The organism is Kiloniella sp. EL199 (assembly GCF_900313065.1).
In the GTDB taxonomy this organism is placed as follows: domain Bacteria; phylum Pseudomonadota; class Alphaproteobacteria; order Kiloniellales; family Kiloniellaceae; genus Kiloniella.
Genome location: NZ_OMPU01000010.1, coordinates 18,546 through 44,234, shown reverse-complemented (window position 1 = coordinate 44,234; position 25,689 = coordinate 18,546). Strand labels below are relative to the sequence as shown.

The 25,689-nt window shown below is 47.1% G+C and carries 23 protein-coding genes; 12 read left to right on the top strand and 11 right to left on the bottom strand.

The window, feature by feature from the left end:
• Positions 1 to 156: 156 nt before the first annotated feature.
• Complete coding sequence (locus D9A03_RS08725) at positions 157 to 1,344, bottom strand: ABC transporter substrate-binding protein (protein ID WP_254055005.1); 1,188 nt, start codon at positions 1,342 to 1,344, stop codon at positions 157 to 159.
• Positions 1,345 to 1,812: 468 nt separating this feature from the next.
• On the opposite strand from D9A03_RS08725, the gene D9A03_RS08720 reads away from it, so the two are divergent.
• Positions 1,813 to 3,183, top strand: coding sequence for a DEAD/DEAH box helicase (locus D9A03_RS08720; RefSeq protein WP_254055004.1), 1,371 nt, complete (start codon positions 1,813 to 1,815; stop codon positions 3,181 to 3,183).
• A 49-nt stretch (positions 3,184 to 3,232) separates the two neighbouring features.
• On the opposite strand, the gene D9A03_RS08715 is transcribed toward D9A03_RS08720, so the two are convergent.
• Complete coding sequence (locus D9A03_RS08715) at positions 3,233 to 3,706, bottom strand: PAS domain-containing protein (RefSeq protein ID WP_162938049.1); 474 nt, start codon at positions 3,704 to 3,706, stop codon at positions 3,233 to 3,235.
• 290 nt (positions 3,707 to 3,996) lie between these two features.
• Between D9A03_RS08715 and D9A03_RS08710 the strand changes: the two genes are divergently transcribed.
• Complete coding sequence (locus D9A03_RS08710; protein WP_120496820.1) at positions 3,997 to 4,662, top strand: glutathione S-transferase; 666 nt, start codon at positions 3,997 to 3,999, stop codon at positions 4,660 to 4,662.
• A 110-nt stretch (positions 4,663 to 4,772) separates the two neighbouring features.
• Positions 4,773 to 5,198: an alternative ribosome rescue aminoacyl-tRNA hydrolase ArfB gene (gene arfB, locus D9A03_RS08705; RefSeq protein ID WP_120496819.1), complete on the top strand. Its 426-nt coding sequence runs from the start codon at positions 4,773 to 4,775 to the stop codon at positions 5,196 to 5,198.
• Positions 5,199 to 5,308: 110 nt separating this feature from the next.
• Here the strand turns inward: arfB and D9A03_RS08700 are convergent, their stop codons facing one another.
• Positions 5,309 to 6,985 carry a monovalent cation:proton antiporter-2 (CPA2) family protein gene (locus D9A03_RS08700; RefSeq protein WP_120496818.1) on the bottom strand — a complete coding sequence of 559 codons (1,677 nt, stop codon included), beginning with the start codon at positions 6,983 to 6,985 and terminating at the stop codon, positions 5,309 to 5,311.
• Between the two features lie 265 nt (positions 6,986 to 7,250).
• Between D9A03_RS08700 and D9A03_RS08695 the strand changes: the two genes are divergently transcribed.
• Positions 7,251 to 8,858 carry a gamma-glutamyltransferase family protein gene (locus D9A03_RS08695; RefSeq protein WP_120496817.1) on the top strand — a complete coding sequence of 536 codons (1,608 nt, stop codon included), beginning with the start codon at positions 7,251 to 7,253 and terminating at the stop codon, positions 8,856 to 8,858.
• The gene (locus tag D9A03_RS08690; protein WP_120496816.1) at positions 8,858 to 10,243 is read left to right on the top strand and encodes a M20 family metallopeptidase; all 1,386 of its coding nucleotides are present in this window, start codon (positions 8,858 to 8,860) and stop codon (positions 10,241 to 10,243) included. Before D9A03_RS08695 ends, D9A03_RS08690 begins: the two co-directional genes overlap by 1 nt.
• On the opposite strand, the gene D9A03_RS08685 is transcribed toward D9A03_RS08690, so the two are convergent.
• From D9A03_RS08685 to D9A03_RS08670, 4 genes are all read right to left on the bottom strand, one after another.
• Complete coding sequence (locus D9A03_RS08685) at positions 10,236 to 11,690, bottom strand: M81 family metallopeptidase (protein ID WP_120496815.1); 1,455 nt, start codon at positions 11,688 to 11,690, stop codon at positions 10,236 to 10,238. The genes D9A03_RS08690 and D9A03_RS08685 overlap by 8 nt on opposite strands.
• 80 nt (positions 11,691 to 11,770) lie before the next feature.
• A complete protein-coding gene (locus D9A03_RS08680) occupies positions 11,771 to 12,826 on the bottom strand; it encodes a DctP family TRAP transporter solute-binding subunit (protein ID WP_120496814.1) in 1,056 nt (351 codons plus the stop codon).
• Positions 12,827 to 12,918: 92 nt separating this feature from the next.
• On the bottom strand, positions 12,919 to 14,199 hold the full coding sequence (locus tag D9A03_RS08675) for a TRAP transporter large permease (protein ID WP_120496813.1): 1,281 nt from the start codon (positions 14,197 to 14,199) through the stop codon (positions 12,919 to 12,921).
• Positions 14,196 to 14,720 carry a TRAP transporter small permease gene (locus D9A03_RS08670; RefSeq protein WP_120496812.1) on the bottom strand — a complete coding sequence of 175 codons (525 nt, stop codon included), beginning with the start codon at positions 14,718 to 14,720 and terminating at the stop codon, positions 14,196 to 14,198. Before D9A03_RS08670 ends, D9A03_RS08675 begins: the two co-directional genes overlap by 4 nt.
• A 204-nt stretch (positions 14,721 to 14,924) precedes the next feature.
• Between D9A03_RS08670 and D9A03_RS08665 the strand changes: the two genes are divergently transcribed.
• Entirely contained in the window at positions 14,925 to 15,803 is an 879-nt protein-coding gene (locus D9A03_RS08665; RefSeq protein ID WP_254055002.1) for a MurR/RpiR family transcriptional regulator, read from the top strand.
• 2 nt (positions 15,804 to 15,805) lie between these two features.
• Positions 15,806 to 16,888, top strand: a complete 1,083-nt coding sequence (locus D9A03_RS08660; RefSeq protein WP_120496810.1) for a D-TA family PLP-dependent enzyme — start codon at positions 15,806 to 15,808, stop codon at positions 16,886 to 16,888.
• Between the two features lie 49 nt (positions 16,889 to 16,937).
• Here D9A03_RS08660 and D9A03_RS08655 read toward each other — a convergent pair whose 3' ends face one another.
• From D9A03_RS08655 to pxpB, 3 genes are read right to left on the bottom strand one after another with little or no spacing between them, the layout of a single operon-like run.
• The gene (locus tag D9A03_RS08655; protein WP_120496809.1) at positions 16,938 to 17,711 is read right to left on the bottom strand and encodes a LamB/YcsF family protein; all 774 of its coding nucleotides are present in this window, start codon (positions 17,709 to 17,711) and stop codon (positions 16,938 to 16,940) included.
• Positions 17,698 to 18,789 carry a biotin-dependent carboxyltransferase family protein gene (locus D9A03_RS08650; protein WP_120496808.1) on the bottom strand — a complete coding sequence of 364 codons (1,092 nt, stop codon included), beginning with the start codon at positions 18,787 to 18,789 and terminating at the stop codon, positions 17,698 to 17,700. Before D9A03_RS08650 ends, D9A03_RS08655 begins: the two co-directional genes overlap by 14 nt.
• Positions 18,789 to 19,535, bottom strand: a complete 747-nt coding sequence (gene pxpB, locus D9A03_RS08645) for a 5-oxoprolinase subunit PxpB (protein WP_162938048.1) — start codon at positions 19,533 to 19,535, stop codon at positions 18,789 to 18,791. The genes D9A03_RS08650 and pxpB overlap by 1 nt, the downstream gene beginning before the upstream one ends.
• Before the next feature lie 273 nt (positions 19,536 to 19,808).
• Between pxpB and D9A03_RS08640 the strand changes: the two genes are divergently transcribed.
• The 5 genes from D9A03_RS08640 (at position 19,809) to D9A03_RS08620 (ending at position 24,655) form a co-directional block, all read left to right on the top strand.
• Positions 19,809 to 20,786, top strand: a complete 978-nt coding sequence (locus D9A03_RS08640; RefSeq protein ID WP_120496806.1) for a TRAP transporter substrate-binding protein — start codon at positions 19,809 to 19,811, stop codon at positions 20,784 to 20,786.
• A gap of 151 nt (positions 20,787 to 20,937) precedes the next feature.
• Positions 20,938 to 21,504 carry a TRAP transporter small permease gene (locus tag D9A03_RS08635; RefSeq protein WP_254055001.1) on the top strand — a complete coding sequence of 189 codons (567 nt, stop codon included), beginning with the start codon at positions 20,938 to 20,940 and terminating at the stop codon, positions 21,502 to 21,504.
• Positions 21,505 to 21,518: 14 nt separating this feature from the next.
• Positions 21,519 to 22,814 (top strand): TRAP transporter large permease, encoded by a 1,296-nt coding sequence (locus tag D9A03_RS08630; protein WP_120496804.1) that lies wholly within the window; start codon positions 21,519 to 21,521, stop codon positions 22,812 to 22,814.
• A 57-nt stretch (positions 22,815 to 22,871) separates the two neighbouring features.
• Entirely contained in the window at positions 22,872 to 23,393 is a 522-nt protein-coding gene (locus D9A03_RS08625) for a winged helix DNA-binding protein (protein WP_120496803.1), read from the top strand.
• Positions 23,394 to 23,677: 284 nt separating this feature from the next.
• Positions 23,678 to 24,655 carry a GAF domain-containing protein gene (locus tag D9A03_RS08620; RefSeq protein WP_120496802.1) on the top strand — a complete coding sequence of 326 codons (978 nt, stop codon included), beginning with the start codon at positions 23,678 to 23,680 and terminating at the stop codon, positions 24,653 to 24,655.
• Between the two features lie 22 nt (positions 24,656 to 24,677).
• Here the strand turns inward: D9A03_RS08620 and pspF are convergent, their stop codons facing one another.
• Positions 24,678 to 25,676 carry a phage shock protein operon transcriptional activator gene (pspF, locus tag D9A03_RS08615; RefSeq protein ID WP_120496801.1) on the bottom strand — a complete coding sequence of 333 codons (999 nt, stop codon included), beginning with the start codon at positions 25,674 to 25,676 and terminating at the stop codon, positions 24,678 to 24,680.
• Between the last annotated feature and the right edge of the window lie 13 nt (positions 25,677 to 25,689).

Below are 25,689 nucleotides of genomic sequence, written 5' to 3'. Positions count from 1 at the left end.
ACATTCCAGATATGGCCAGAAACGGTCTAGATATGACCAAGCCAGATACCCTCATATAACAGCAGGATCGGTTGTCATCCCAAGTGTGCAAAACACTTGTCCAGATGGTAACCGACCCTGACACTATAAGGGCCTATCATTCGGCTTTGGTTATACTTAAAGCTTACATTCTGCCGCGTAAGCATCCTGATGCGCAGAGAAGACTTTGCTCACAATTTTGTTGGTTACAGTGTCCCCGTCTTTGTGAACAATGCGTACATAAATATCCTGTACCGGGTGCTGGTTTGATCCAAATTTGAAGTCGCCCCGAACGGACTCAAACTCTGCCTTGCGAAGGGCATCGCGGAACTTGTCATCATCAGAAAGATCCCCATCGACAGACGTAATTGCTGAATCAATCAAAAGCGCAGCATCATACCCCTGGCTGGCATAGAGTGACGGATTACGCCCATAAGCTTCTTTGAATGCCTTCACAAAGGATGCATTTGCAGCGTTATCAATATCCTTGTTCCACTGTGATGTGTTGTAAACACCAATAGCCGCGTCACCAACAGCCTTCAAAATGCCTTCGTCAAATGAGAACGCAGGGCCAAAAAGCGGTGTATCAGCACCAAGACCAGCCTGAGAATATTGCTTCACAAAGTTGATCCCCATACCACCTGGCAGGAAGAAATAAACGGCATCCGGTTTTGCCGCACGAAGGTTCGCCAACTCAGCAGCATAGTCGACCTGACCAAGTTTCGTATAAACTTCGCCTGCTACGTTACCTTTATAAAACCGCTTGAAACCGGCAATCGCATCTTTACCTGCCGGGTAGTTCGGGGCCATGAGATAAACGTTCTTCAACCCCTTATCGGTCACATATTGCCCGGCAGCCTCGTGCAAATTGTCATTTTGCCATGCGACATTGAAATAGTTCTCATGACATTTTTTACCCGCCAAAGCAGAAGGACCTGCATTCGGGCTGATGTAAAACTTGCCAGCACGAGTCACACTTGGAACAACAGCCATCGCCAGATTTGACCAGACAATTCCGGTTACAATATCAACATCGTCCTGTTTGATCATCCGCGTCGCAATTTGCTTCGCATTTTCAACCTTGCGGGCATCATCAACTTCAATAACTTGCGTTTCAACGCCCCCCAGCTTGCCATCTTTCATTTTCAGACCGAGCATGAACCCGTCACGAATATCAATACCAAGGCTGGCGCCGCCACCGGATAATGTTGTGATCATGCCAATTTTAACAGGTTCCGCAGCCTGAACTGCTGGTGATGCAAAACCTGCGCTTAGTGCCATTGCACCCGCCATTAACATTGGTAACAGATGTTTGTTTTTTTTCATTTTTTGCCCCTTGAAAAACGAGCCAAGAACTTGTCTCGCGATTTACGGTCCGAAGCCAACAGCCCGGAACCTCCCTATATTTTTATGGCGGATACGGTAGTCGAAGGGCTTGGAACAGGCAACTTTTTATCGCCGAAAATAGAGTATCCTAAGACTTGAGCGTCTTTTCCACTTCATTGAATCACTGTCCAAATCTGATTGCGATTACGATCAATGCATAGGCGCCATGCAAAAGATATCAGTGGATCGGGCTTGACCCCAAGAGGCCCTTCCTATATTCAAGCGTCACTTCGCGAGAGAGCGTGGGTTTCGGCACATGGTTTTTCGCTCTGATGGGGTTGTGTAATAGCCCCGCCTAGATCGATAGCGCTTATCCTTGTGTTGGACATTGATGTCTCCAAAAGTGCGGCGAAGAGCTAGATTGATCCAGGTATAGCCTTCACCATGCTTTTAAAGGAACTTTCCTGCATGACTCAGTTTTCCGAGCTCAATCTGATTGAGCCGCTTCAACGTGCTATCGACGCACAAGGTTTCACCACGCCTACTGCTATTCAGTCCAAAACTATTCCTGCCCTTATGGAAGGCAGAGATGTTATTGGTCTTTCCCAAACAGGTGGTGGAAAAACAGCTGCCTTCGTTCTTCCGCTATTACAGCGTCTGTACGAACGAAAAGAGCGCTATGTTGCCAACCATCCACAAGCATTAATTCTTGCACCAACACGTGAAATAGCCATGCAGATTGGTCACGTTCTTCGCGGCTTGTCAAAGTTCTTGCCGATCCGTTACACAACGGTTACTGGCGGTGCACCAATGTTCCCACAGTTCCGTGACCTTAATCGCGGCGTGCATATTCTTGTGGCAACACCTGGTCGTCTGATCGATCACGTAAAGCGTGGATCTGTTAAATTCGACCACACAACAACGCTTATTCTCGATGAAGCTGATCGCATGCTTGATCTTGGTTTCTCAGATGAAGTAATTGAAATCGCAAACAGTCTGCCAAGTGAACATCAGACGGTTCTTTTCTCTGCGACAATGCCAAAATCTGTTGATCGTCTGATCACACAGCTTTTGAAAGATCCGGTTCGCATTGAAACAGCGAAAGAGTCAACAACTGCAACCAACGTTACACAGCGTGCGTTTTATGTTCACGGTGGACAGAAACAGGCTCTTCTGGGCCATATTCTGGATAAACATCCCGGCGAGCGTGTTCTGGTTTTCATGCAGACCAAAGCAGAATGTGATCGCTGGTCTGACGCCCTTCGCGAAGATGGGCGCCGCGTGGATGCAATTCACGGTGACAAACAACAGCGCATCAGAACAAAAGTTCTCAATAAATTCCGTCGCGGTGATATTGACGTTCTCGTTGCAACCGATGTTGCTGCCCGTGGTATTGACGTACAAGGCATCAAGGTTGTTGTGAATATCGACTTGCCGACCGACCCGGAAAATTATGTGCACCGTATTGGTCGTACTGGTCGTGCCGAAGCGACTGGCGATGCCTATTCATTCTGCTCACCGAAAGAAATTGGTACGCTGAAACGCATTGAGAAATCCATCCGTCAGGATATCACCGTTGAAAAGGATCACCCTTTCCACGTTGAAATCAGCAAACGCGATGCAAATTCCCAGCGCCCGAACAATCGTCGTGGTCGGAACTTTGGCAAACCTGGTGGCAAGCCCGGAAGTAATCGTGGTCGCGGTGGCCCCGGACGTGGCAGTTCAGGGCGTGGTCGTTCCGCAGGTAACGGCAATGGTGGTTTTGGCAATCGTCAGGCTCAAAACACCAATGGTGAAAACAGATCCCAGAAAAGATTCACCAAGCGCCAAGCAGCATAAAGCTCGCTTCGCATCAAACGATACTAAAAAAGAAAAACTTATCTCGTCATTAAAGATGAATAAAATCCGTAAAGGTAACAACCATATTCACGATTTCATCATCATCCGATAGTGGGAGTAAAATAACATCCCCTTGCCATAAATGCGGAATATCTGATGGAACACCTTCGCGATCATAAACCGGGCACTTTTTTTCTGACACAATGCGATAGTTTGTCAATACGTCTTCTACTGTTATGCCAAAGCTACCTTCTGCAACAGGTTTACCGGTAGGATCAAACCCGCGTGCTTCGACTTCTTTTGTCCCAACAAGGCGATAGATAAAATCAAGCGGCTTTCGCTTGACATCAACCAAAATCATACTTGCCAGAAATGACTTCATTTCAACTGGCTCAAGGTCAGAGCGTGAAGGCATTGAACGCCCTTTACGTTTTGAATCCCAATATTTGTAGAATTCCCGAATGTTTTCTGGACAGGAGTCAAGAAAATCCAGTGTTATCAATCTGTCGTATTCTGACTTCATTCTATAAACTGCCCCATAAACCAGCTCTGCAGCAGCAGAACGCCACCCTGTTTCATCTCTTGACCTTGTTACATCCTTTTGATGTGAACAAATACAGACAATGCATTTCAATTATCTACTTCATTTATCATAAATATATATTTACATATAAAATTTATCTCTATCCGCAATAATACCTAGAGAATAATTTTCCATTAAAGCAACAGAATATGTGCGGTGTATAAGGCATTGAAACGACAAAACGATAGCGATAAATTCATAAAGATAATTATTTTTCGGACCCATTAATCATGCCGCAAAAAATTCCCCTTCTCTACAGTTTTAGACGCTGTCCCTATGCCATGCGAGCCAGGTTAGGCTTGCAAAGTAGCCATCAGATCTGTGAAATAAGGGAAATTGTTTTACGCAATAAACCTACGGAAATGCTTCAGGCCTCACCAAAGGGGACAGTTCCTGTTCTCGTACTGTCAAATGATGATGTTCTGGAAGAAAGCCTGGATATTATGCTCTGGGCCCTCAATCAAAATGATCCAGAGAGCTGGCTAAACCCTGAAATAGGCACCCTGGATACAATGCTGGATCTCATTAATCGTTGCGAGGTTGAGTTCAAGGAGCATTTGGATCGATACAAATATGCCCCGCGTTATGAAGGTGCCGATCCGATAATGCATCGCACGCAGGCTGAAGATTTTTTGGATGAATTAAACAAATTACTCACCCAAGACCTCTTTTTATTTGGCTCGCGACGATCACTGGCTGATATGGCCATAGCACCTTTTATCAGGCAGTTCGCCAATGTTGACCGTGCGTGGTTTGATCAAACAAATTATCCACATCTGAAGCTCTGGTTATATGAGTTTCTTGACTCTTCTCGCTTCAAAGGGATTTTGAAAAAATACCCTGTATGGGCCACAGGTGATCCCATAACCTATTTCCCGGAACAACACTCTGACTAAAAAAGTCTAATCGTAAAGAAAATCAAATATAAAAACTCATAAGTAAAAACGGGATAACGAATAGAACAGTAGTTCCAATGAACGCATGCTGATTTTCCAAAGGCAAAATCATGTTAAAGATTACCAACACTATTCAGATTGCTCAGGAAGAACTGCAAGAAACCTTTATCAGAGCTTCGGGTTCTGGCGGTCAAAACGTCAATAAAGTATCTACGGCTGTACAATTAAGGTTTAATGCAAAAACCAGCCCTGCTATTTCGATATTTGTATTCAACCGCTTAAAGAATATTGCCAGTCATCTGATGACACAGGACGGCGAGATCCTGATTACCGCAAACAGCCATCGTACTCAGGAACGAAACCGTCAGGATGCCCGTGAAAGACTTGCCGATTTAATCAAGAAAGCGACAGTGCAGCAAAAATTCCGCCGACCAACCAAGCCTTCAAAATCCGCCAAGGCCAAACGAACGGACAAAAAGAAACAGCGCGGAGAAATAAAAAAGGGCCGAGGGCGCATCTCAAAATCTGATTATTAAATCTGCCATTTTGCCTTTCAATCCTCAATGATAACAGGAACAAAGATTAATGCTTCCATGCGGGAAACAGCAACTGAACTCTCCGATAAATACGGTATAAGCTGGTATCACTAGAGCTTGTGATAATCCCGAAGTTTTTCGTAATCACCTTCACGAAGATATTCAAACAGCGTACGCCGTTCCTCTTCCCCGACCCCTGCTGCCTCAAGAGCAGAAGCCCCTAGGCGCAAACTGGCCTCTACAGTCTCCGGGATCGCGTGGGATGCACCGAGCCCTGTAAAGTGATCCGCATCCGGCCAATCCCTGACCCTCACGTGGAGTGGTATGTCAGGATAGTGTCTCTTCATTGTCCGTACGACTCCTTCGGCAGCTTTATAATTATCCAGCGTTATCACAACCAGACGCGCACGACCTGCCCCGACTGATTTTAAGATTTCTGGGCGGCTGGCATCGCCAAAAAGAACATTGTAACCAAGACGACGACCTTCGGCGACTTTCTTGGCATCCATATCAATTGCCACAGTCGAGACATCAACCTTCCGTAACATCCCGGCGATCACCTCCCCTACCCGCCCAAATCCAGCAACAATAACGGGGCGTTCCGGCACAGGTTCAGAAACCTCCATCGCATCCGATGCTGGCGATTTCAGCCATTCTGCAAGTAATTCGCCTATTTTAACCATCAAAGGCGTTGTCACCATGCTCAAAACAATGACAGCGATCAATGTCTCCATCATGTCTTCTGGTAACAGACCCAGGCTATCGCCGAGGGTAAAGAGTACAAATCCAAATTCCCCGGCCTGAGAGAGTAGGAATCCACACTTAACAGCAATTGCAACTGGCGTCTTCCATAGTTTGGCCAAGACAATAATAACCACTGCTTTAACAGCAATAAGAGCACCAGCACCAAGGATGACGACTTCCAGATTATCCAGGACAGTTTCTGGCACAAACGACATGCCTACACTCATAAAAAACAACCCGAGCAACAGACCCCGAAATGGCATTACGTCTGCTTCAATCTGTTGTTTGTATTCTGATTCAGAAAGCAGGACACCGGCAATAAAAGCGCCCATTGCCATGGAAAGCCCAACAAGTTCCATAATCCAGGCAAAGCCAAGTACGAGCAAAAGAGCGGTCGCGACAAAAACATCACTATTCTTACTGTGGGCAATAGCATGTAGTATCGGATTGATGGCATAACGCCCGGCAATCAGAACCGAGATAAAAATGCCCACTGATTGTAAAAGCGCAAACCCCATGGACACAGAAAACCGCATCTCACCAAATGACAATAGAGGCAGCAGAATCAATAAAGGAACAACCGCAAGATCCTGAAAAAGGAGGATAGAAAAACTTGTCCGTCCCCAGTGGCTGGTCGTTTGATGCTGATCAGCCAGGATCTGAACACCAAAAGCCGTAGAAGAAAGTGCCAAGCCAAAGCCGATAACCAGTGCTGTTTCCCGCGTAATTCCGAAAGCAAAATAACTAAGAGCAGCGATAAATACCCCCGTAACGGCAACCTGAAGCCCGCCCAGACCAAACACCAACTTTCTCAGCACCCAAAGACGCTGTGGCTTGATTTCTATACCGATTAAAAAGAGGAGGAAAACAACACCAAATTCGCCGATATGACGCATATAGTCGGCATCATTTACAAGACCAAAGCCAGCCGGGCCAATAAACGCGCCCGCGGCAAGATATCCAAGAACTGATCCAAGACCCAATCGACTAAACAACAAAACCGCGATTACGGATGCTGCCAGCAACGATATGATCTCGCCCATTCTTTTCCCTTTCCCTGTTATCAATCAGTGCGTGCTCTTATCGCCATAAAAAACTTTTCATCTGAGTTTCTTACAGCATACAATCAAAATGAATATATATGGCAGAATGAATATATATGGTTAATTTTCAGAATCCGATGATTGCTTCCTTGCTATTCATCCAATCACACTATGTGTCAGCAATTCTTTGACCTCTGTTCATAAGATCGACAAAATAGCTTTCCTGACCGTATCATCCTTTCATGATTTTCAGTGAGTACTCCCTGTGTCACATAGTTTTTCCAGATCTCAAATCGTCCGTAAACCTGCCACGAAATCAAATGGCGGCATTGTCGCAGCTCAACACATAAAAGCAGCAGAAATAGGTGCAGAAGTTCTGGAACAAGGTGGAGATGCGATTGATGCTGCGGTTGCCGTTTCCTTTGCAATGGGCGTTCTTGAACCCTGGATGAGTGGCCCGGCAGGTGGAGGGGCCATGATGATATGGCGCGAGGCGGAACAAAAATCCTATGCTCTCACTTACGGAATGAAATCACCTAGATCACTGGATATTAACGCCTTTCCACTATCAGCAGACGGGAAAGCCGCTGACCTTTTCCCCTGGCGCGCCGTAGAAGGTGATTTAAACGTCCAGGGACCTCTTTCCATTGCCGTTCCGAGTACTGTTGCGGGCGCAGGAAAAGCCCACAAAGCATTTGGCAAGATGCCCTGGAAAGATCTGTTACAGCCCGCCATCAAGGAAGCAAGATCCGGGTTGCTCGTTGATTGGTATGCTGCCTTGATTATAGCCTCGGCCACTCAGGCACTGTCCAAAGACCCAGACGCAGCTGCGATGTTTTTAGAAAATGGACAATGGCCAACTATCGCGGGTTGGACAGCCTTATCCGAAAAACGCATAGATCAGTCTTTGTTTGCCAGCACGTTAACCCATTTAGCGGAACAAGGTCCCGAAGACTTCTATCGGGGAGATATCGCCGCCTCAATGGTGCAAGACATTCAAGGCAAAGGCGGCTTTCTTTCTCTGGATGATCTTGCCTCCTATGCAATCGAGTTTGAAGATCCTCTGGCCATTCCCTATAGAGGCAACCGTATATTCGCCACACCAATGCTTACTGCCGGACCAACACTCGCAGATACTTTAGGGCAAATGGAACAGATGTTTACGCCTGAACGTTCTCCCTCAGTGAAAAGCTTCAGTGCCTATGCTGAGGCTTTGAATAAAGCATATGAAAGACGACTGGCAACAATGGGGGACCAGGATGCTCCCCATGCCCCATCCTGCACCACACACTTTTCCATTGTTGATCGACACGGCAATATGGTTTCCATGACTCAAACGCTGCTGTCTCTTTTTGGATCGCGGGTTATCTCACCGAGTACCGGATTGCTTATGAATAATGGCATCATGTGGTTTGATCCGGAACAGGGGCATCCAAATTCCCTTGCACCTAACAAACGCTGCCTGATGAATGTCTGTCCCATAATCGGCGAGCAGGTCATCGACGAACAGGGAGCAGATGGGCAGAACCTGCGACGCTTTGCGATTGGTGCCTCGGGCGGACGAAAAATCATGCCCGCAGTTATGCAGCTTTCTTCTTTTATGACAGATCATAACATGAGCCTCGAAGACGCGTTTCATCATCCCAGAATGGATGTTTCCGGCGGTGATGTTATTATTGCGGACGAAGATCTTGCCCCTGAAATTCTTACAGAACTATCCAGGAAGCACGACGTTACCACAACAAAACGAACCGTATTCCCCTACGCCTTTGCCTGCCCTGCTGGTGTCTCCAGAGAAAACGGCATGAATTCAGGATGCACAGAAATCATGTCACCATGGGGTGATGCTGTTGCAGAGGGAGAAACGGAATAATGGCGACACGTGAAGCAACGATAAAACGGGCTGAAAATTACTTTGATAATGGCCAGTTTCTCACTGATCTGGAGCGTTTGATAGCGGTTGAAACCGAAAGTCAAAACCCGGATCAGCATACAGAGCTTTATCGATATCTTCGCGAAGAAATAACCCCGCTCTTGGACAAACTCGGTATCAAGGGCCATATATACGAAAACCCTGATCCAGCCGGGGGACCTTTCCTGATCGGCGAACGACTCGAATCTCCTGATTTACCAACAGTTCTCACCTATGGTCACGGTGATGTCATTCGTGCACAAACGGATCAATGGCAGGAAGGGCTACATCCCTTTGAAGTCGAAACCAAAGGCGAAAAAATCTATGGCCGGGGAACCGCAGATAACAAAGGACAGCATCTAATCAATCTTGCCGCGCTGACATGTCTTCTAGAAGAACGAAGGGCATTGGGTTTCAATCTGAAAGTTATTATTGAAACGTCCGAAGAAACTGGATCAGCCGGCCTTGCTCAATTTTTTGAGAGTCACAAAGACCTTTTGAAAGCCGATGTCCTGATTGCATCTGATGGCCCCAGACTTCAATCAGATACCCCAACCTTGTTCATGGGAACTCGTGGGGCCATTAACTTTGACCTGGCGGTTAATTTACGGAATGGCGCGAACCATTCAGGTAACTGGGGCGGCTTGCTCGCAGATCCTGCAATAATACTATCCCACGCCATATCAACAATCACAGATGCCAAAGGTCAAATTCAAATTCCAGAATGGCGCCCATCAAGTCTGACAGATGACATTAAAAATACTTTAAAAGATCTTCCCATAGATGGTGGTCCGGAAATCAACCACGATTGGGGGGAAGAAGGACTGGATCCGGCGCAACGTGCTTTTGGCTGGAATTCCTTTGCAGTTCTTGCCATGAAAAGTGGTATCCCTGAAGCTCCGGTGAATGCCATTGCAGGTCATGCCAATGCCCATTGCCAGCTCAGATTTGTGGTTGGGACTGACACGGATGACATTCTCCCCGCACTCCGCAGGCATCTTGATAAATCCGGTTTTTCTTCTGTTGAAATTATTCCAAGTAAAGAAGCTTTTTTCCATGCGACCCGCCTTGACCCGGACCATCCTTGGGTAAATTTTGCCGCAAAATCCATTCAAAAAACAAGTGGCAAATCACCACACATACTTCCCAATCTCGCCGGATCTCTCCCTAACGAAACCTTTAGTGAAATTCTAGGCCTTCCAACAGTATGGGTGCCCCACTCTTATGGTGGTTGCTCGCAACATGCCCCCAATGAACACCTGCTCAAGTCAATTGTAAAAGATGGCCTTAGAAACATGGCTGGGCTTTTTTGGGACATTGCTGAAGCAGGCAAAAATATTAATTAGCTCCGTCCCCTCTTCTCGGCCAAATATCTGCACGGGCAAACTTGTAATCCGTTGTTCTGGGATCATTAGGATAAGGTCCGTCGACACTGGCATAGAGAATTTCCGATGCTACGGGAGCAAAGGCATCGTAAAAATGATTGGTGGATTTAATCACCAAAATCTTTTTTGACTCCGGTTCAACACCAAGGTTTCGGAACAAGCTTGGATCAAAGCTCTGACTGCGGTTGGAATTGAGGATGACAGTGATCCCGAGGTAATCAATCGCAACACTATCCCCCAACGGAACAATAGATGTCCCAAAATTCTGCGTTGCATTCAGAACAATTTTGAGAACCGTCACTTCAGCATCTATGGGGGGGCCAGCTGTGTTCGACATTTTACTTCCAAATCGCAATTTGAGCCTGGCGCCTTCGCCTGCTGAAATGCATGTCTTTACAGCTATTGGATCCCAAATTGTGCCAACAGCCGCATCAAAGGCTTTTTGCTCAACCAAGGTGCGAAGTAAAATTGTTGAATCGCCCGGCACACCTCCGCCAGGATTATCCCAGACATCAGCAATAACAACAGGGGAGCTATCAGAAACCTTTGCCCGGGCAACGGCTTCTGACGCAGACAAAAATTCCGGGCGTGTTGCCCCCCGAAAGGAAAACAGTTCCTGACTGAGATCTTGAGCCAATAACGAGGCTTGCTCTTGTCCCTGTTCAGCAACAATCAGTACTTTTGTCCCCATATCCGGAACATCTCCGGCCATAAAACCGTGAATAACAGAAATGGATAAAATACCCTTTTGGCCTTCAAGGTTCTTGATCTTGTCCACAAAACTTCGCATTGGTTCACGGCTTGTTGGCAGGACTTCGATCATATTGCAATCGGCCACATGAAGTTCGGGGATAATTTCTCCTTTTACCGTACGCGCAATCAGATCAACACAACTCTCGGCACATTCAACAAAATCCGTATGAGGAAACTCTTTGAAGGCAACAAGAATATCAGCATTCTTGGTTCGTTTTTGCGAAAGATGGCTATGCGGATCAAGGGTCGCCCCGATAACAACATCCGGACCAACAATTTCCCGAACAGCCTCGAGTAATGCCCCCTCACAATCCTGGCAGTTCTGGGCGACCATGGCCCCATGTAGCCCAAGGACAACAGCATCAACAGGAAGAGCTGATCGCAATTGATCCAGAACTTCTTCTCTTAATGCATCCCAGGTTTTCGCATTTACAATGCCTCCCGGTTCTGCCCAGGTTGCCGTCCCCTCAACAAGCTCCCACCCCTCTTCTTTTGCTTTTCTTCGACACACAGGGAAAACAGCACTGCAAAGCGTTGGCGTTTCAGGGTGTTCCCCCGGCGCGGCGTAGAAGCTTTCCTTAAAATCATTCAGATCTGCACGCAGTGGAGAAAAGGTATTTGTCTCGGTAGCGATTGATGCGCAAAATATTCGCACAGGAAATCCTTATAAAGTAATCGTATAAATATTCTAAAAGAAAGCCCGAGGGAGATTCCTCCCTCGGGTTAAATGAGTAATTATTTGAGATAATTACGTGTATTGGCTTTACCCAGTTCTTCTTGGAAAAGATTCAGAAGCGTAATACCTTTTTCCCCAAGTGTTTCTTCTACATGTTTCAGAACAACAGGTTGTGCCGCAGATTTAAACTGATCACGGGCTTCTGCTGACAGGGCGGTAACCTCAATCTTGTCTTTCAAACCCGCCAAGCCACGATCAGAAGCTTCAATAACACGACTAAGGCCACGGCTCGCAACCACACAGGAATTGGCCGCGTAGTTCAAAACACGCTGCTCATCAGCAGTAAGGTCATCCCAGAAAGCCTTTGAGACCATAAAGGTATAAGGCGCAAAAAGATGGTTGGTCAGGGTCATGTATTTCTGAACTTCAGAGAACTTGGCAAACGAGATAATCGGCACCGGATTCATTTGCCCGTCAATTACACCTGTCTGCAAACCGGAATAAACTTCACCCCACGCCAAAGGATAGGCTTCGCCACCAAGTGATTGAATAATCTTCTGATGAGATGGCAAGGTCATTGTACGAACACGAATTCCCTTGAAATCTTCAAGATTTTTAATCGGATGCTTAGAGTTTGTCACCGCAAAGAAACCGCCTGTGTCGGGGAAACCGAGTACCTTTACACCACTGACAGTTTCTTCGATATCTCTGGATAGTTCGGCACCAAAGGGACCATCAAAAACGTCATAGGTCGCTGCATTATGATCAAAGGCAAAAGCCAGATTCAAAACATCAATACGTGGATAGTAAGACGAGATTGCCCCCGTGGAAGTCAATGTCGCCTGTATCACATTATCACGCACCAACTGAACGTGTTCTTTCGCAGACCCGAGTTGATTCGAAGGATAGACTTCAACTTCGATAGAACCGTTCGTATCGGCCTCAACAATATTGGCAAAAACCGCTGTACAGGCATGTGCCGGATTTTCAAACGGGTCCATCTTGTTATCGTGACCGAACTTGAGAACTTTAGGTCCCGCCATTGCCCCCGTAACACTTGAACAAAGCAAAGCACCCACTGCAACAGAAGTCGCCACTTTTTTCAGTAACTTCATTTTACGTCTCCCTATATTTATTTCTTTTTCAAACTTGCGTCTGTAGTTTCAATAAAATGAAGGAGCAGCCGCCACTCCTCATCTCGCTGGGATCAGGCAAATCCCAGTAATCGGGGAAGGGCCAGGGCCAGATCCTCCCAAAAGGCAAAAATGAACAGGATGACGATTTCGGCAATAAGGAAAGGCCATAGCTTTGCCGCTATACGTTCCAGCCTTTCCCCCGTTACAGAAGACAAGACAAAGAGACAGGCCCCTACCGGTGGCGTCATCAAGGATATGTTCAAAGCAAGAACAAAAATGATCCCGGCGTGAATAGGTTCCAGACCAACATGTTCAGTCAATGGTACAAGAACCGGGGCCAGCAAAATCAAGATGGCTGTGATATCCATCACCATCCCAATGGCAAGAAGCAAAAAGATAACCAAACCGATAATGATGTAAGGGTTGTTTGAAATCGACAGAATAGCTTCGGCAATTTCCTGTGGGATGCGGTTAAAGCTCATCCACCATCCCAAAATTGCGGCAAAGGCAATGATGACAAAAATTACCCCGGTGATACGGGCTGTGCGGATCAACATTCCGATAAAATCAGAGACTGTAATTGCACGATAAACCACAACACCAATAAACAACGCATAACCCACGGCAATCGAAGCAGCCTCTGTAGGTGTAACAATGCCACCAAGTATGCCGCCAAGAATGATAATTGGCATAAAGAGTGCCAATATCGAAGACTTAAAAACCTGCCAAAGCTCTCTAAAACTGGACCTCTCTTCCGCTTCTGGAAGATTATTTGCCTTAACACCAACAGCAATAACAATCATACAAACAAGGCAAATCAATAAGCCCGGCAGAATTCCCGCTGCAAACAGCCCACCAATGGAAACCCCCATCAAAGAGCCATAAACAACCATCAAACCAGAGGGAGGAATCGTCGGACCAATAATGGACCCCGCTGCTGTTACTGCACAGGCATAATCCCGGCTATAGCCCCGCTTGACCATTGCCGGAACAAGTGTCTTGCCAAAAGCCGCAGCATCTGCCGTTGCCGCCCCCGTTAAGCCGGCAAAGAAAACCGAAGCAAGCATGTTGGTGTGCGCCAATCCACCCCGGAAATGCCCGACCAATGCCTGTGCCAAAGTCACCAGACGATGTGTAATCCCTGTGTGGTTCATAATTTCACCAGCGAGGATAAAAAAAGGCATTGCCAGAAAAGGAAAGATATTCAGTCCATTGAACATCTTACTTGGAGCCAGTGCAAAAAAAGCACCTCCCCCCATGTCAACAAGCCCAATAACCCCCGCAAGCCCGAGGGCAAAACCAATGGGCATTCCAATCAAAACCAGAACGACAAAAGCAATACCAACGATCATTGAACTGCTCCTGCACCAGACGGTAAGCTATCGTTAGAATCGGTCATTACGTCGCCCTGATCCCTGAAAGCAACCAACAAGACCTGGATCGCAGCAACAGCAGAAGAAACCGGTATCGCGGCAAAAGGCATCGCCAATGTCATACCAAAAATCATGGCCTGACGGTTCCCGCCACCAACAGTAAAATCTATGCCGTACCAACATAAAAAAGCGAACAGGGCAAAAGTCATCACATCAACTAGAATAAGGAGGGGCTTGCGGAAAACCTGTGGCAAACGATCAATTAGGAGGGAAAGGCCGATATGTTCTCTGCGTGCAATCCCTGCCGAGATAGCCAGAAGTGCCGCCCAGATCATCAGATAGCGGGCCAGAACTTCTGGCCAGGGTAGTTGCCAATGAAAAAGATATCGATCAACAACACCCAACCATACATCCAGAACCAATAACAGCATCAGTACAGCAACAATGCGCTCCACAACCCAATTCATTCTTTTACTGGCTTTTGCGGCAAAAGCTCTCATCACCCCTCCCAAAACGTAGCTTAACTACATTTACTGTTCAGAATCGATTTTTGTAAAGTAAAATTACGTAAATTAATTTCATTTTGCAGTAACATGACGTAACTTTATGGACATAACTAGTCCTCATAATCAAAAACCATTGTTTTTGTAATTTAACTACGTAGTATGGATTTATATCGAACTTAAATGCATAAGGATGTTCAATTGGCTGCGACTTTTGATCTGATCACAAAAATAAAAAAAATGGACGGCAGCTTTAAAGCCCGAGAACAACAGGTCGCAACCTACGTACTGAACAACCTTGAAAGCGTTAGCCAAATCAGCGTGAATTCATTAGCCAAGTTTTGCGATGTCAGTGAACCAACTGTCATTCGCTTTTGCAGAAAACTTGGTTGTGATGGCTTCAAGGATTTTAAAATCCAATTGGCACAAAACGTCGCTGTCAGCATGCAATACCTATCCCGCTCGGATAAACCTACCACATCAACAGACAGCACAGTTGATCAGGTTCTGGATGCCCTTATCTCAACGACCGAGATCGCCAAAAATCAAATAAATCACGAGGAGATAGCCCGAGCCGTCGATGCTCTGACCCGAACGAAGACACTCATCTTTTGTGGCGTTGGTGGCGGCTCGACAACGGTTGCCTTTGATGCCGCCAACAGATTCTTCAGACTTGGCATTACAGCCCTGTCTCTTCATGATGCATATCTTCTCAGAATGCATGCCGCCACTCTCGGCCCGGATGACCTTATGTTCTTTATTTCATCAACGGGCACCCCCAGAGCTTTGATTGACACGGCCAAGATTGCTAATCAATACGGCGCCACAACCGTGTGTCTGACCAAACCAAATTCAGAGCTTTCTCAAGTCTGCACCATCACCATCGGTATGGAGCTTCCCGAAGACCCGGACATATATAAACCCACGGCGTCGCGCCTAGTCTTCCTTGCTGTCATTGATATTTTGGCAGCATCTGTCGCACGCCAGATGCCCGAAAAAACCAAAGAGAAGCTGCGCCGGATCAGAGCATCCCTCACTGCTCTTCATGGCAATACAGACCCACAGCCAATTGGGGATTGAGTATGGATTATACTTCACAGGCTGAAACTGTCGTAACAAACGATATCATGACCCCCGCGGTTATAATCGACACACACATCGTTCAAAAAAACATTGAGAAACTGCAAAGTCACTGTGACCAACACGGTATCCTGCTTCGCCCCCACATCAAAACCCATAAATTACCCTCTATGGCCCAGCGCCAGATTTCAGCCGGTGCAATCGGCATTACCTGTCAAAAGATTGGTGAAGCTGAAACGATGGCTAAGGCAGACATCAAAGACATCCTCATTACCTACAACATTATCGGGGCTCAAAAGTTACATAGACTGGAGAAGCTTGCTCAAAGATGTAGCCTGTCTGTTGTTGCCGATAATGCTTATGTCGTGGACGGCCTGGCAAAAACCTTTACCAAGGCCGAATATCCGCTGGAAGTTTTGATTGAGTGCGATACCGGGGCAAATCGCTGCGGTGTACAATCGGCTGAGGAAGCACTTGATCTCGGCCGTTTAATTCACAACGCAAGTGGCCTGACACTTGGTGGATTAATGACCTATCCCCCAATGGGCGACCAGAGCCAAGTGAACAACTGGCTGAAACGTGCAAAAGATCTACTGATAGAAAATGGTCTTCCCTGCCCTAAAATAAGTAACGGCGGCACGCCAAACATGTGGCGTTCACAGGACGTTTCTGTAGCAACAGAACACAGGTCAGGCACCTACATCTATAACGACAGGTCCCTTGTTCAAGCAGGCCTTTGTCGGATTGAAGATTGCGCCCTGAGCGTTCTGGCAACGGTTGTCAGCCGCCCAACAGATGATCGCGCGGTCATAGATGCAGGCTCAAAAATGCTGACATCGGATCTTCTGGGCATGGAAGGCTTCGGCCTGATCAAAGAAGCCCAAGACGCAAAAATTGCCAGCCTGAGTGAAGAACACGGTATCCTTGACCTCAGCAACAGTAAATGGTCACCGAAAGTCGGGGACCAAATTCATATCATCCCCAACCACGCCTGCGTCGTATCCAATATGGTGGATTATGTTTACTTGTTAGACGGCCATCATCTTGAAAAAACAGCGGTAAGTGCAAGAGGTTTAGTAACATAAACCTCAATAACTTAAACCCTTGCAACTAAAGCTAAAGCATTTTGCTTCTCTAGCTTTCCATAACTCGGGGCAGAGTTGCCAACTCAAAACCAGCTTGTTCCAGTCGCTCTTTCACACGACGGGCGATTGCAACGGCTTCAGCAGTATCACCATGAACGCAAATACTATGAATAGGCGTATCAATGCGCTTACCAGATGGCGTGATAATCTTACCTTCCTCTACAAAAGAGAGGATCTGGTCAGCAGACTGCTCAGGATCATGTATTACGGCATGAGGTTCAGACCTTGGAGTCAGGTTTCCGTTCTCATCATAAGTTCTATCTGCAAAAATCTCACCCGCTGTTGGCAAGCCGAGCTCAAGACCAGCCTTACATAGACAAGATCCCGCAGTTGCCAACATGATAAGAGAAGGGTCAACAGCTGCAATTCCACGGGCAATAGCCAAAGACATCCCCATATCAACAGCTGCCATATTATTTAATGCGCCGTGCGGTTTTACATGCGTGACCTTGGTGCCTTGGCTTTTGGCCACGGCCATCAGAGCACCAATTTGATACACCATCATAGCTTCCAGCTCGGGCAATGGCAGATGCATTTTACGACGCCCAAACCCTTGCAAATCAGGGAAGGCCGGATGCGCACCAATACTCACCCCTTTATCCCTGGCTGCACGGGTTACATCTGACATAACCAACGGATCCCCCGCATGGTAACCACAGGCTATATTTGCAGATCCAATGATATCCAGCATCGCCGCATCATTACCAATGGAATACATTCCAAAGCCTTCGCCCATATCAGCATTTAAATTAATTTTTTTCATTTGTGCCTCCCTCTAGATGGCCGGGGAAATGCCCTGTTAAGCTGGCATTCACAACACCACCAATCAAATTTACTTCGTACAAGGCCTTCAAATCCATCACCCCTTCGCCGAAATAATCCTGAATAGATGATATGGCCCGCTCCAATTCTGATTTTCGAGCTTTCCGCGCAGCTTGCGCCTCCTCAAGCGAAACCAGTTGAAAGCAAATTTCATTCCCAGGCACCAACTGCCCAAGAAGCGGAAGGTCCGATGTAATAACTACGCCTATTTTGGGATAACCGCCAATTGTCTGGCAATCGACAAACAAAATAATTGGTTGCCCACTTCCCGGCACCTGAATCGCTCCGGGCACAATTCCATCTGAAATAAGATCACTTCCCTTTTCCGGCAAAGGCTCCAACTCAGGCCCTTCTAACCGAATACCCATTCGATCCACATCGGAACTAACTTTATAGTGCCCCCCAATGAACTTAGAGATCTCGACCTCAGAAAAATAGTCATCCTGTGGACCAGCTAGCACACGGATCGTTTTGGTTAATGTAGAGATGGGGTCAGAAACAATTCTCTCCAGACCATCCTGGGGATGAAGCTGCTTTGTTTGAATTTTATCCCCTGCTTGCAAAGGAAGACCATTCACCCCCCCCAACCGTGCCCGGGCATACGTCGAACAACTATCAAGTACTGGGGCCAAATCAAAACCGCCTTCTACGGTCAGATAGCCAGTTGCACCATCTTTCAATGGATCGACAGCAAGAACATCCCCATCATCCAGAGTTAATGATTGCCAGGGTTTTATGGCTATACTTTCACCACTATCAGCAAATTTGTGTTCAGCAGTTACGTCGCCGGCAAGACCAAGACGTATTCGCCCGCCTTCTGCGATCACTTTTGGCCCCAGAAATCGAAATTCTATTGCGGTTTCAAAGGGTGTATTGCCAACCAAAGCATTTCCCAATTGCAAAGACAGTGAGTCTGCCGCACCACTTCTTGGCACACCAAATCCAGCATAGCCCTGACGCCCTTCATCCTGAAGAGACGCGAGTATGCCCGGAGAAAGGATTTTTAAGACTGCTGCCATCAGCTCTCCCCTTCACAAGAAAGAAAGCTCTGCGGCGCAAGTCGCTCCGCAGATAGATCAGCTTTAATATCGTTATATTCTTCTGTGGTAACAGGCCTGAACTTCACCGAGCCACCCGCGGAGAGTAAACTTGGCTGTGCCCAAGCGCTGTTAAAGAAAGGAACCGGACAGCGGGCAAGCAAATGCCACCCACCAGGGCTTTCCCATGGGTAAACAGCCGTTTGCTCGTTCGCGATACCAACAGATCCCGCCGGGACTCTTACTCGAGGGCTTGTTCTTCTGGGGAATTGTAACCTCTGATCAATCTCTCCCATAAAGGCAAAACCCGGCAAGAAGCCAATCAAAAAAATGTCGTATGTTGCTGACGAGTGAACATCTATGACCTCAGCCACCGAAAGCCCGCTACGCTGGGCAACTTCCTCCAGATCAGGGGCAAATTCACCCTCGTAGCACGCGGGTAGAATCCAAAGTTCTTTGTTTGCCCCCTCATCATTCGATGGCATCTGTGCCAGTGCACCCACGCGTTCTGTCACCTGATTATAATCAACCAAATCCGGGTTCAAACACACCGTTAAAGAGCGACTCGCAGAGATAATATCGAAAACGCCGGGCAAACGCCCCTCTTCAATTTCTTGCTCAACAGAGCGTCTTAAAGCGCGGACTGAGCGCGCTCCGACTGCTCCCTTAAACTGAGAAAACTCAATCGTAAAGGCACTGTCGCCTAATGTAAGGACTCGGATATCCAATTTAGCTCTCTTTGAGTTTTTCGTTATTGAACTACAGCATTAGATACGCATCAACTATAAATCGTTATTGTTTTATTGACTTTTTGTCAACAAAACGTCATCGTTAATTCATGCGTTAATGATGACACAAGTATTTTTGGCTCATTCATCGCGCTGTATTGCTCACCTTTTCCCGAATCAACGAAGAGGATTGAGCCAAAAAGAACGTTTAAGGCCACAAATATCGCTACGAATATTAGGCCAACCGATAGAAAAACCTGGGAGGTTTTAAAAATGAAACTCTTACGTAACTTCACCGCTGGTATTGCCGCCCTTGCGATGGGTGGAATTGCCACAGCAGCTGCTGACACCTGGGATATGCCAACACCATACCCGGACAAAACATTTCATACTGCCAACATCATTGAATTTGCCAAAGATGTAGAAACGGCAACAAACGGTGACCTGAAAATTAAAGTTCATTCCGCCGGATCACTTTTCAAACACCCCGAAATCAAAAATGCTGTTCGTAGTGGTCAGGTTCCAATCGGAGAATTCTTTCTGTCTCGCCTATCGAATGAACATGCTGCATTTGGCGCAGACTCGCTTCCATTCCTTGCGACAAATTATGACGAAGCAGGAAAGCTATGGTCCTCTCAAAAACCTGTGATCAGCAAATTACTAGACAAACAGGGTCTGATGCCTCTTTTCTCTGTTCCATGGCCACCACAAGGGCTTTACACCAAGAAGGAAGTCAACACTGTTGATGACCTCAAAGGCCTTAAGTTCAGAGCTTATAACGCAACGCTAGAGAAGTTCGCCCAGCTTTCAGGTGCAGCACCGACACAGGTAGAAGTTCCTGATATTCCACAAGCTTACGCAACTGGTCGTGTGGAAGCAATGATCACATCCCCGTCCACTGGCGCAAACAGCAAAGCCTGGGACTTTGTTTCTCATTACACACACATTCAAGCGTGGGTACCAAAAAACATTGTGGTGATTAACAAAAAATACTGGCGCAAGCTTGACGAAGCGACACAAAAAGCTGTTTTAGCTGCCGCAGAAAAGGCTGAAAAGCGCGGTTGGGCAATGAGTCAGGAAGAAACAGCTGCAAAAATCAAAGTCATGCAAGACAACGGCGTGACAATCGTGAACCCGCCTGCGGCTGAATTGATGACTGGCCTGAAAGAAGTCGGTGCCGGTATGCTTTCTGATTGGAAAGAATCAGCAGGAAGTGAAGGATCAGAGATCCTCACAGCCTACAACAAATAAGTTCTCTGTTGGGCGGTTCATCTCACCATAGTTTGTGGATAAATCGCCCTTTCTTATACCGGCTTTCATTTAGGCTTTAAATCCCGAGCCTTTAAATCAGAGCTTGATTTGAATAAATGCCTGCGGGCGTGTTCATCACTCAAGAATGTGTATGACCATGAGACAAATACTCAATAAAATATACTCAATAAGCGGTTGGACGGCAGCTTTTTTTATTGTCGCGATTTGCCTCATAGTCATGGCACAGGTTTTCCTGAACCTCCTTGATCGCCTCAGTAGCCGTATCACCGGTGAAGCAATAGGATTAACAATCCCATCTTACGCTGATTTTACCGGCTTTTTTTTAGCTGGCGCCTCATTCCTCGCCCTTGCCTATACACTAAGAGACGGCAGCCACATCAGGGTATCTCTGGTTTTGCAACACCTCTCACCAAAGCTACGTCATGGCGTTGAAATCTGGTGCCTGGCTATCGCAGCGACAATGACTGCTTACTTCACGGTCTACACAGGCTTTTTGGTGCACGAATCATACATATACAACGACCTGTCGCCGGGCATGGTCGCGATACCAATCTGGACACCCATGCTGCCCATGCTCATAGGGTTAGCCATTCTCGCAGTTGCCCTGATAGATGAGCTACTTTGCGTTATGACAGGTGGCCAACCGAGCTACGAAGGCAAGGGTGAAAACTTGCTAGAACAAGATCACGCTGAATAAGGAGGGTAAGAACGATGTCAGAAATTTATTTAACCCTTCTTCTCATGCTCACCCTGTTTGCTCTTCTGGGATCAGGGGTCTGGGTTGCCTTCTCCCTCTTTGGCGTTGGCCTGTTTGGTATGACACTCTTCACAGATGCACCGGTTGGAGATGTTCTTGCCACAACCGTTTGGGGGGCAAGTAATTCATGGGCTCTTGCCGCTTTACCCCTCTTTATCTGGATGGGGGAAATACTGTTTCGATCCCGCTTATCAGAAGATATGTTCAGCGGCCTCTCCCCTTGGATGGGGAAAGTTCCGGGCAAGCTTCTACACGTCAATATCTTTGGCTGCGCAATCTTCGCAGCGGTTTCTGGATCATCCGCCGCAACGGCAGCAACCATTGGCAAGATGTCAATTCCAGAGCTTTCCAAACGCAAATACCCGGAAAGTATGATGATTGGCACCTTGGCCGGATCAGCCACTCTTGGCCTGCTTATTCCGCCATCCATCATTCTGATTGTTTATGGCGTTGCCACGGAGCAGTCCATCGCCCGTCTTTTTATCGCTGGTGTCCTGCCAGGCCTGCTTCTTGTAGGCCTTTTTGTCGGCTTTGTCATTATCTGGGCCATGATGAATAGGGATATTCTGCCCGACGTTATTGAAGAGATATCTCTGGGCGAAAAGCTGAAACGTGCAAAAAGCCTGCTCCCGGTCATCATTCTCATCAGCGGTGTTATTGGCTCCATTTATACGGGCATCGCGTCTCCGACTGATGCCGCAGCTGTTGGTGTCGTTCTGGCCCTCCTCTTATCCTGGTTTACAGGGGACCTGAACAAAACAACATTTTTCGAAGGCTTGATGGGCGCAACCAAAACATCCTGCATGATTGCCTTTATTCTGGCTGGCGCTGCCTTTTTAACAGTGGCCATGGGCTTTACTGGCATCCCCAAACTATTAGCAGAATGGATTGGCGAGCTAGAACTCAGCCCCTATGCCCTCCTCGCGGCACTGACCGTATTTTTTGTTGTACTCGGTTGCTTCCTTGATGGGATCAGTGTTGTCGTTCTGACCACATCAGTGATCATGCCAATGGTAGAGCAGGCAGGCATTGATCCGCTTTGGTTTGGTATATACATCGTCATTGTCGTCGAGATGTCACAGATTACGCCCCCCGTAGGCTTCAATCTCTTTGTTCTACAGGCATTAACCGGGCGAAACATCTTAACGGTTGCAAAGGCTGCCCTGCCATTCTTTGGCCTGTTGATACTGGCGCTTGCTATTATCATTGCCGTTCCGGAAATCGTGACCTACCTTCCGAACAATATGTAGGCAAAATAACCATGCCAACTGCGAAATAATCCGTTCTATTGATCAAAAGGTTCCTGTATGTCTGACAAACCCAAAACTCCGCGCCACATCGTTTCATCGGAACACCTGGCCAGTGATCAGGGATGGCAGATGAGTGAGCTGGAATATGGATTAATCATCGCATTTAATGGCTTTTCCCGTTGGATGGTTCGCTGCATGAATGCCGCTGGGCATCAGGATTTCAACCCTCTGGATGTTCTGGTGCTTCACAATGTAAACCACCGCAATAGGGAAAAACGACTGAACGACATTTGTTTTGTTCTAAACGTAGAAGATCCCCACACAGTGAACTATTCACTAAAAAAGCTGATAAAAGGCAAGCTGGTCAAAGGAACCAAAAAAGGGAAAGAGATTTTTTATTCTACAACAGAGGAAGGCGCTGAAGCTTGCTCTGAGTATAGAAAAATCAGGGAACTGTGTCTGATCGATCCGGCAGTTGCCACCGACACAAGATTTGATGAAGTCACTCATACCGCCCAGATTTTGCGCAGTATTTCCGGACTTTACGATCAAGCCTCCAGAGCCGCAGCGTCTCTTTAGCCCTAAGAAATTCAGAGATAGTTGCCCTAACAACGCCAAGACGCAAAGCTTCGCAAACTTGTAAAGTTTGCGAAATGATTCCACTTGTTTTAACGTGAAGAAATAACAAGAGTGCAAAACAAGCGCTCATAACAAAACAATGTTCTACACAAAAGAACAAAAGGGATAGTGAAACCGTAGTATAACAATACACAAATAAACGGCACACTAAAAACGTCAGGAATAGAGCAATATCCGGAATACAGCTGTGTATTTGCCTGTGAGATGCTCTTGAGGCAACGAACATGGGATCGACAAATAACCACGCAGCACATGTGGAAAATACATTAGAGACAAACGCCGCCGCTCAGAATGCAATCGCAGCTTCATGGCGTCGCTCCAAACTTTTGCACCAACTCTCCCCCGATTACACGCGACCACCTGAACGTATATCTTCTTCGGAACTGAAACAGGCTCGGGAAAAACTCGGCCCGTTAATTCACACTGCAGAGACGAGTCTTGACCGTCTTTATCTAGCCGTTGGAAATGCAGGCTGTTGCGTTGTCCTTGCTGATGCAAGCGGTATCGCAGTTGACAGAAGAGGCGCCGTTGGTGACGACAGAACCTATGATGATTGGGGCCTTTGCACTGGCGCATTATGGAGTGAAGAGAGCGAGGGCACCAATGGCATTGGCACCTGTATCGTTGAAAAACGCCCCCTGACGATCCACAAAGATCAGCATTTCCATAGTAAAAACACGAACCTGTCTTGTAGCGCAGCGCCTATATTTGACCACGAAGGCCATTTACTCGCCGCCATTGACGTCTCATCCAGCCGTGCAGACTTAACACCTGATTTTGCAAAGATTATCTCTTTCTCTGTTATCGATGCCGCCCGACAAATAGAATCAGAGTATTTTCGGCAAACCTACCACAACGTCGATATTATTCTCGCCACACCGCCTAACGGACAACCCGAGATATCCTCCACCCTGCAAACGGCTCTTTTAGCGGTTGATCAGGATGGACTTGTCATTGGTGCCTCCCGGGGGGCACGTCGCCTCTATGGGCTTGAGAATGGCCCCATAAAAGAACCTATTCTACTTGCCGATCTCAGAGGCAGAGAAGTCAATCATGCCAAAGAATACGAACGCGCGGAACGTCGGGTTATCCTTCAGGCACTCGCCCACACAAATGGCAATGTTTCTGCTGCTGCCAGTGCCATGGGCATAAGCCGCGCAACGCTACACCGGAAAATAAAGTTCCTGAAACTGGCTCTCTAGGCTCTGAAAGTGTGTGGGCTGTTTATTTTGATCGCACAGACACATCATACTTCTTTAGGAGTCTCCGAAATTGATGATAACTCAATGACAAGGCTTGTGCTGCATCAGTTTGGTTAAATTGATACTTCTCGAGAGTCTGCGTGAGAATACCACGTTCAAAACCGGCAACCGCTTCGGCAAAATTATTAACGACGACACTCTCTGCCTCTATGGCATCTTGTTTTTTCTTCTCGACTTCTCCGAACCGCCAAGGACTATCAAAGGGATCTATATAGATTTCATCAATTGCTGCCTCAGAGACTGGTAATCTGCAAATCGTCCGCTCAACGGCGTTCTTAAGCTCTCTCACATTACCCGGCCAGGCATAGCCGACAAGCTGCTTTCGCGCCTTCTCTGAAAACCCGGGAAAAAGATCACGCCCAACTTCCCGGATGACTTCCAACGCAAAATGATGAGCCAACGTCAGAATATCTCTGGGCCTCACACGTAAAGGCGGTAATGTCAGAACATCAAAGGCCAAACGATCCAACAGATCCGCCCGAAATCCACCCTCGGCGGCAAGAGCTGGCAAATCAACGTTTGCAGCCCCAATTACGCGCACATCCACATGAAGCGTTTCACTGCCACCAACTCGCTCAAATTCTCCATATTCGATAACACGAAGAACTTTCTCCTGGACCGCACTGGATGCCGTCGCAATCTCATCCAGTATCAAAGTACCGCCATCCGCACGCTCGAACCGCCCAACATGTGTCCGTTGCGCCCCCGTAAAAGCACCACGTTCATGCCCAAACAACTCACTCTCCAACAAGCTATCAGTTAAAGCAGCACAGTTAATTTTGACCAAGGGGCCATCCCAGCGTCGGGATAAATAGTGCAAACGAGATGTAAATAGCTCTTTACCCGTCCCCCGCTCTCCAACCACTAGGCATGGCTTATCGATCAAAGCAAGCTGAGAGGCTTTTTCGACCACATCCAGGAAATGTGGGTCTTCCCCGATAATATTGACAAGAGCATCCATATAATTAGCTACA

Bases quoted from the DNA above. Each gene is read 5' to 3' on its own strand.
- D9A03_RS08725 (WP_254055005.1), bottom strand. From the start codon at position 1,344: ATGAAAAAAAACAAACATCTGTTACCAATGTTAATGGCGGGTGCAATG.
- D9A03_RS08720 (WP_254055004.1), top strand. From the start codon at position 1,813: ATGACTCAGTTTTCCGAGCTCAATCTGATTGAGCCGCTTCAACGTGCT.
- D9A03_RS08715 (WP_162938049.1), bottom strand. From the start codon at position 3,706: ATGAAGTCAGAATACGACAGATTGATAACACTGGATTTTCTTGACTCC.
- D9A03_RS08710 (WP_120496820.1), top strand. From the start codon at position 3,997: ATGCCGCAAAAAATTCCCCTTCTCTACAGTTTTAGACGCTGTCCCTAT.
- arfB (WP_120496819.1), top strand. From the start codon at position 4,773: ATGTTAAAGATTACCAACACTATTCAGATTGCTCAGGAAGAACTGCAA.
- D9A03_RS08700 (WP_120496818.1), bottom strand. From the start codon at position 6,985: ATGGGCGAGATCATATCGTTGCTGGCAGCATCCGTAATCGCGGTTTTG.
- D9A03_RS08690 (WP_120496816.1), top strand. From the start codon at position 8,858: ATGGCGACACGTGAAGCAACGATAAAACGGGCTGAAAATTACTTTGAT.
- D9A03_RS08680 (WP_120496814.1), bottom strand. From the start codon at position 12,826: ATGAAGTTACTGAAAAAAGTGGCGACTTCTGTTGCAGTGGGTGCTTTG.
- D9A03_RS08675 (WP_120496813.1), bottom strand. From the start codon at position 14,199: ATGATCGTTGGTATTGCTTTTGTCGTTCTGGTTTTGATTGGAATGCCC.
- D9A03_RS08670 (WP_120496812.1), bottom strand. From the start codon at position 14,720: ATGAGAGCTTTTGCCGCAAAAGCCAGTAAAAGAATGAATTGGGTTGTG.
- D9A03_RS08660 (WP_120496810.1), top strand. From the start codon at position 15,806: ATGGATTATACTTCACAGGCTGAAACTGTCGTAACAAACGATATCATG.
- D9A03_RS08655 (WP_120496809.1), bottom strand. From the start codon at position 17,711: ATGAAAAAAATTAATTTAAATGCTGATATGGGCGAAGGCTTTGGAATG.
- D9A03_RS08650 (WP_120496808.1), bottom strand. From the start codon at position 18,789: ATGGCAGCAGTCTTAAAAATCCTTTCTCCGGGCATACTCGCGTCTCTT.
- D9A03_RS08640 (WP_120496806.1), top strand. From the start codon at position 19,809: ATGAAACTCTTACGTAACTTCACCGCTGGTATTGCCGCCCTTGCGATG.
- D9A03_RS08635 (WP_254055001.1), top strand. From the start codon at position 20,938: ATGACCATGAGACAAATACTCAATAAAATATACTCAATAAGCGGTTGG.
- D9A03_RS08630 (WP_120496804.1), top strand. From the start codon at position 21,519: ATGTCAGAAATTTATTTAACCCTTCTTCTCATGCTCACCCTGTTTGCT.
- D9A03_RS08625 (WP_120496803.1), top strand. From the start codon at position 22,872: ATGTCTGACAAACCCAAAACTCCGCGCCACATCGTTTCATCGGAACAC.
- D9A03_RS08620 (WP_120496802.1), top strand. From the start codon at position 23,678: ATGGGATCGACAAATAACCACGCAGCACATGTGGAAAATACATTAGAG.
- pspF (WP_120496801.1), bottom strand. From the start codon at position 25,676: ATGGATGCTCTTGTCAATATTATCGGGGAAGACCCACATTTCCTGGAT.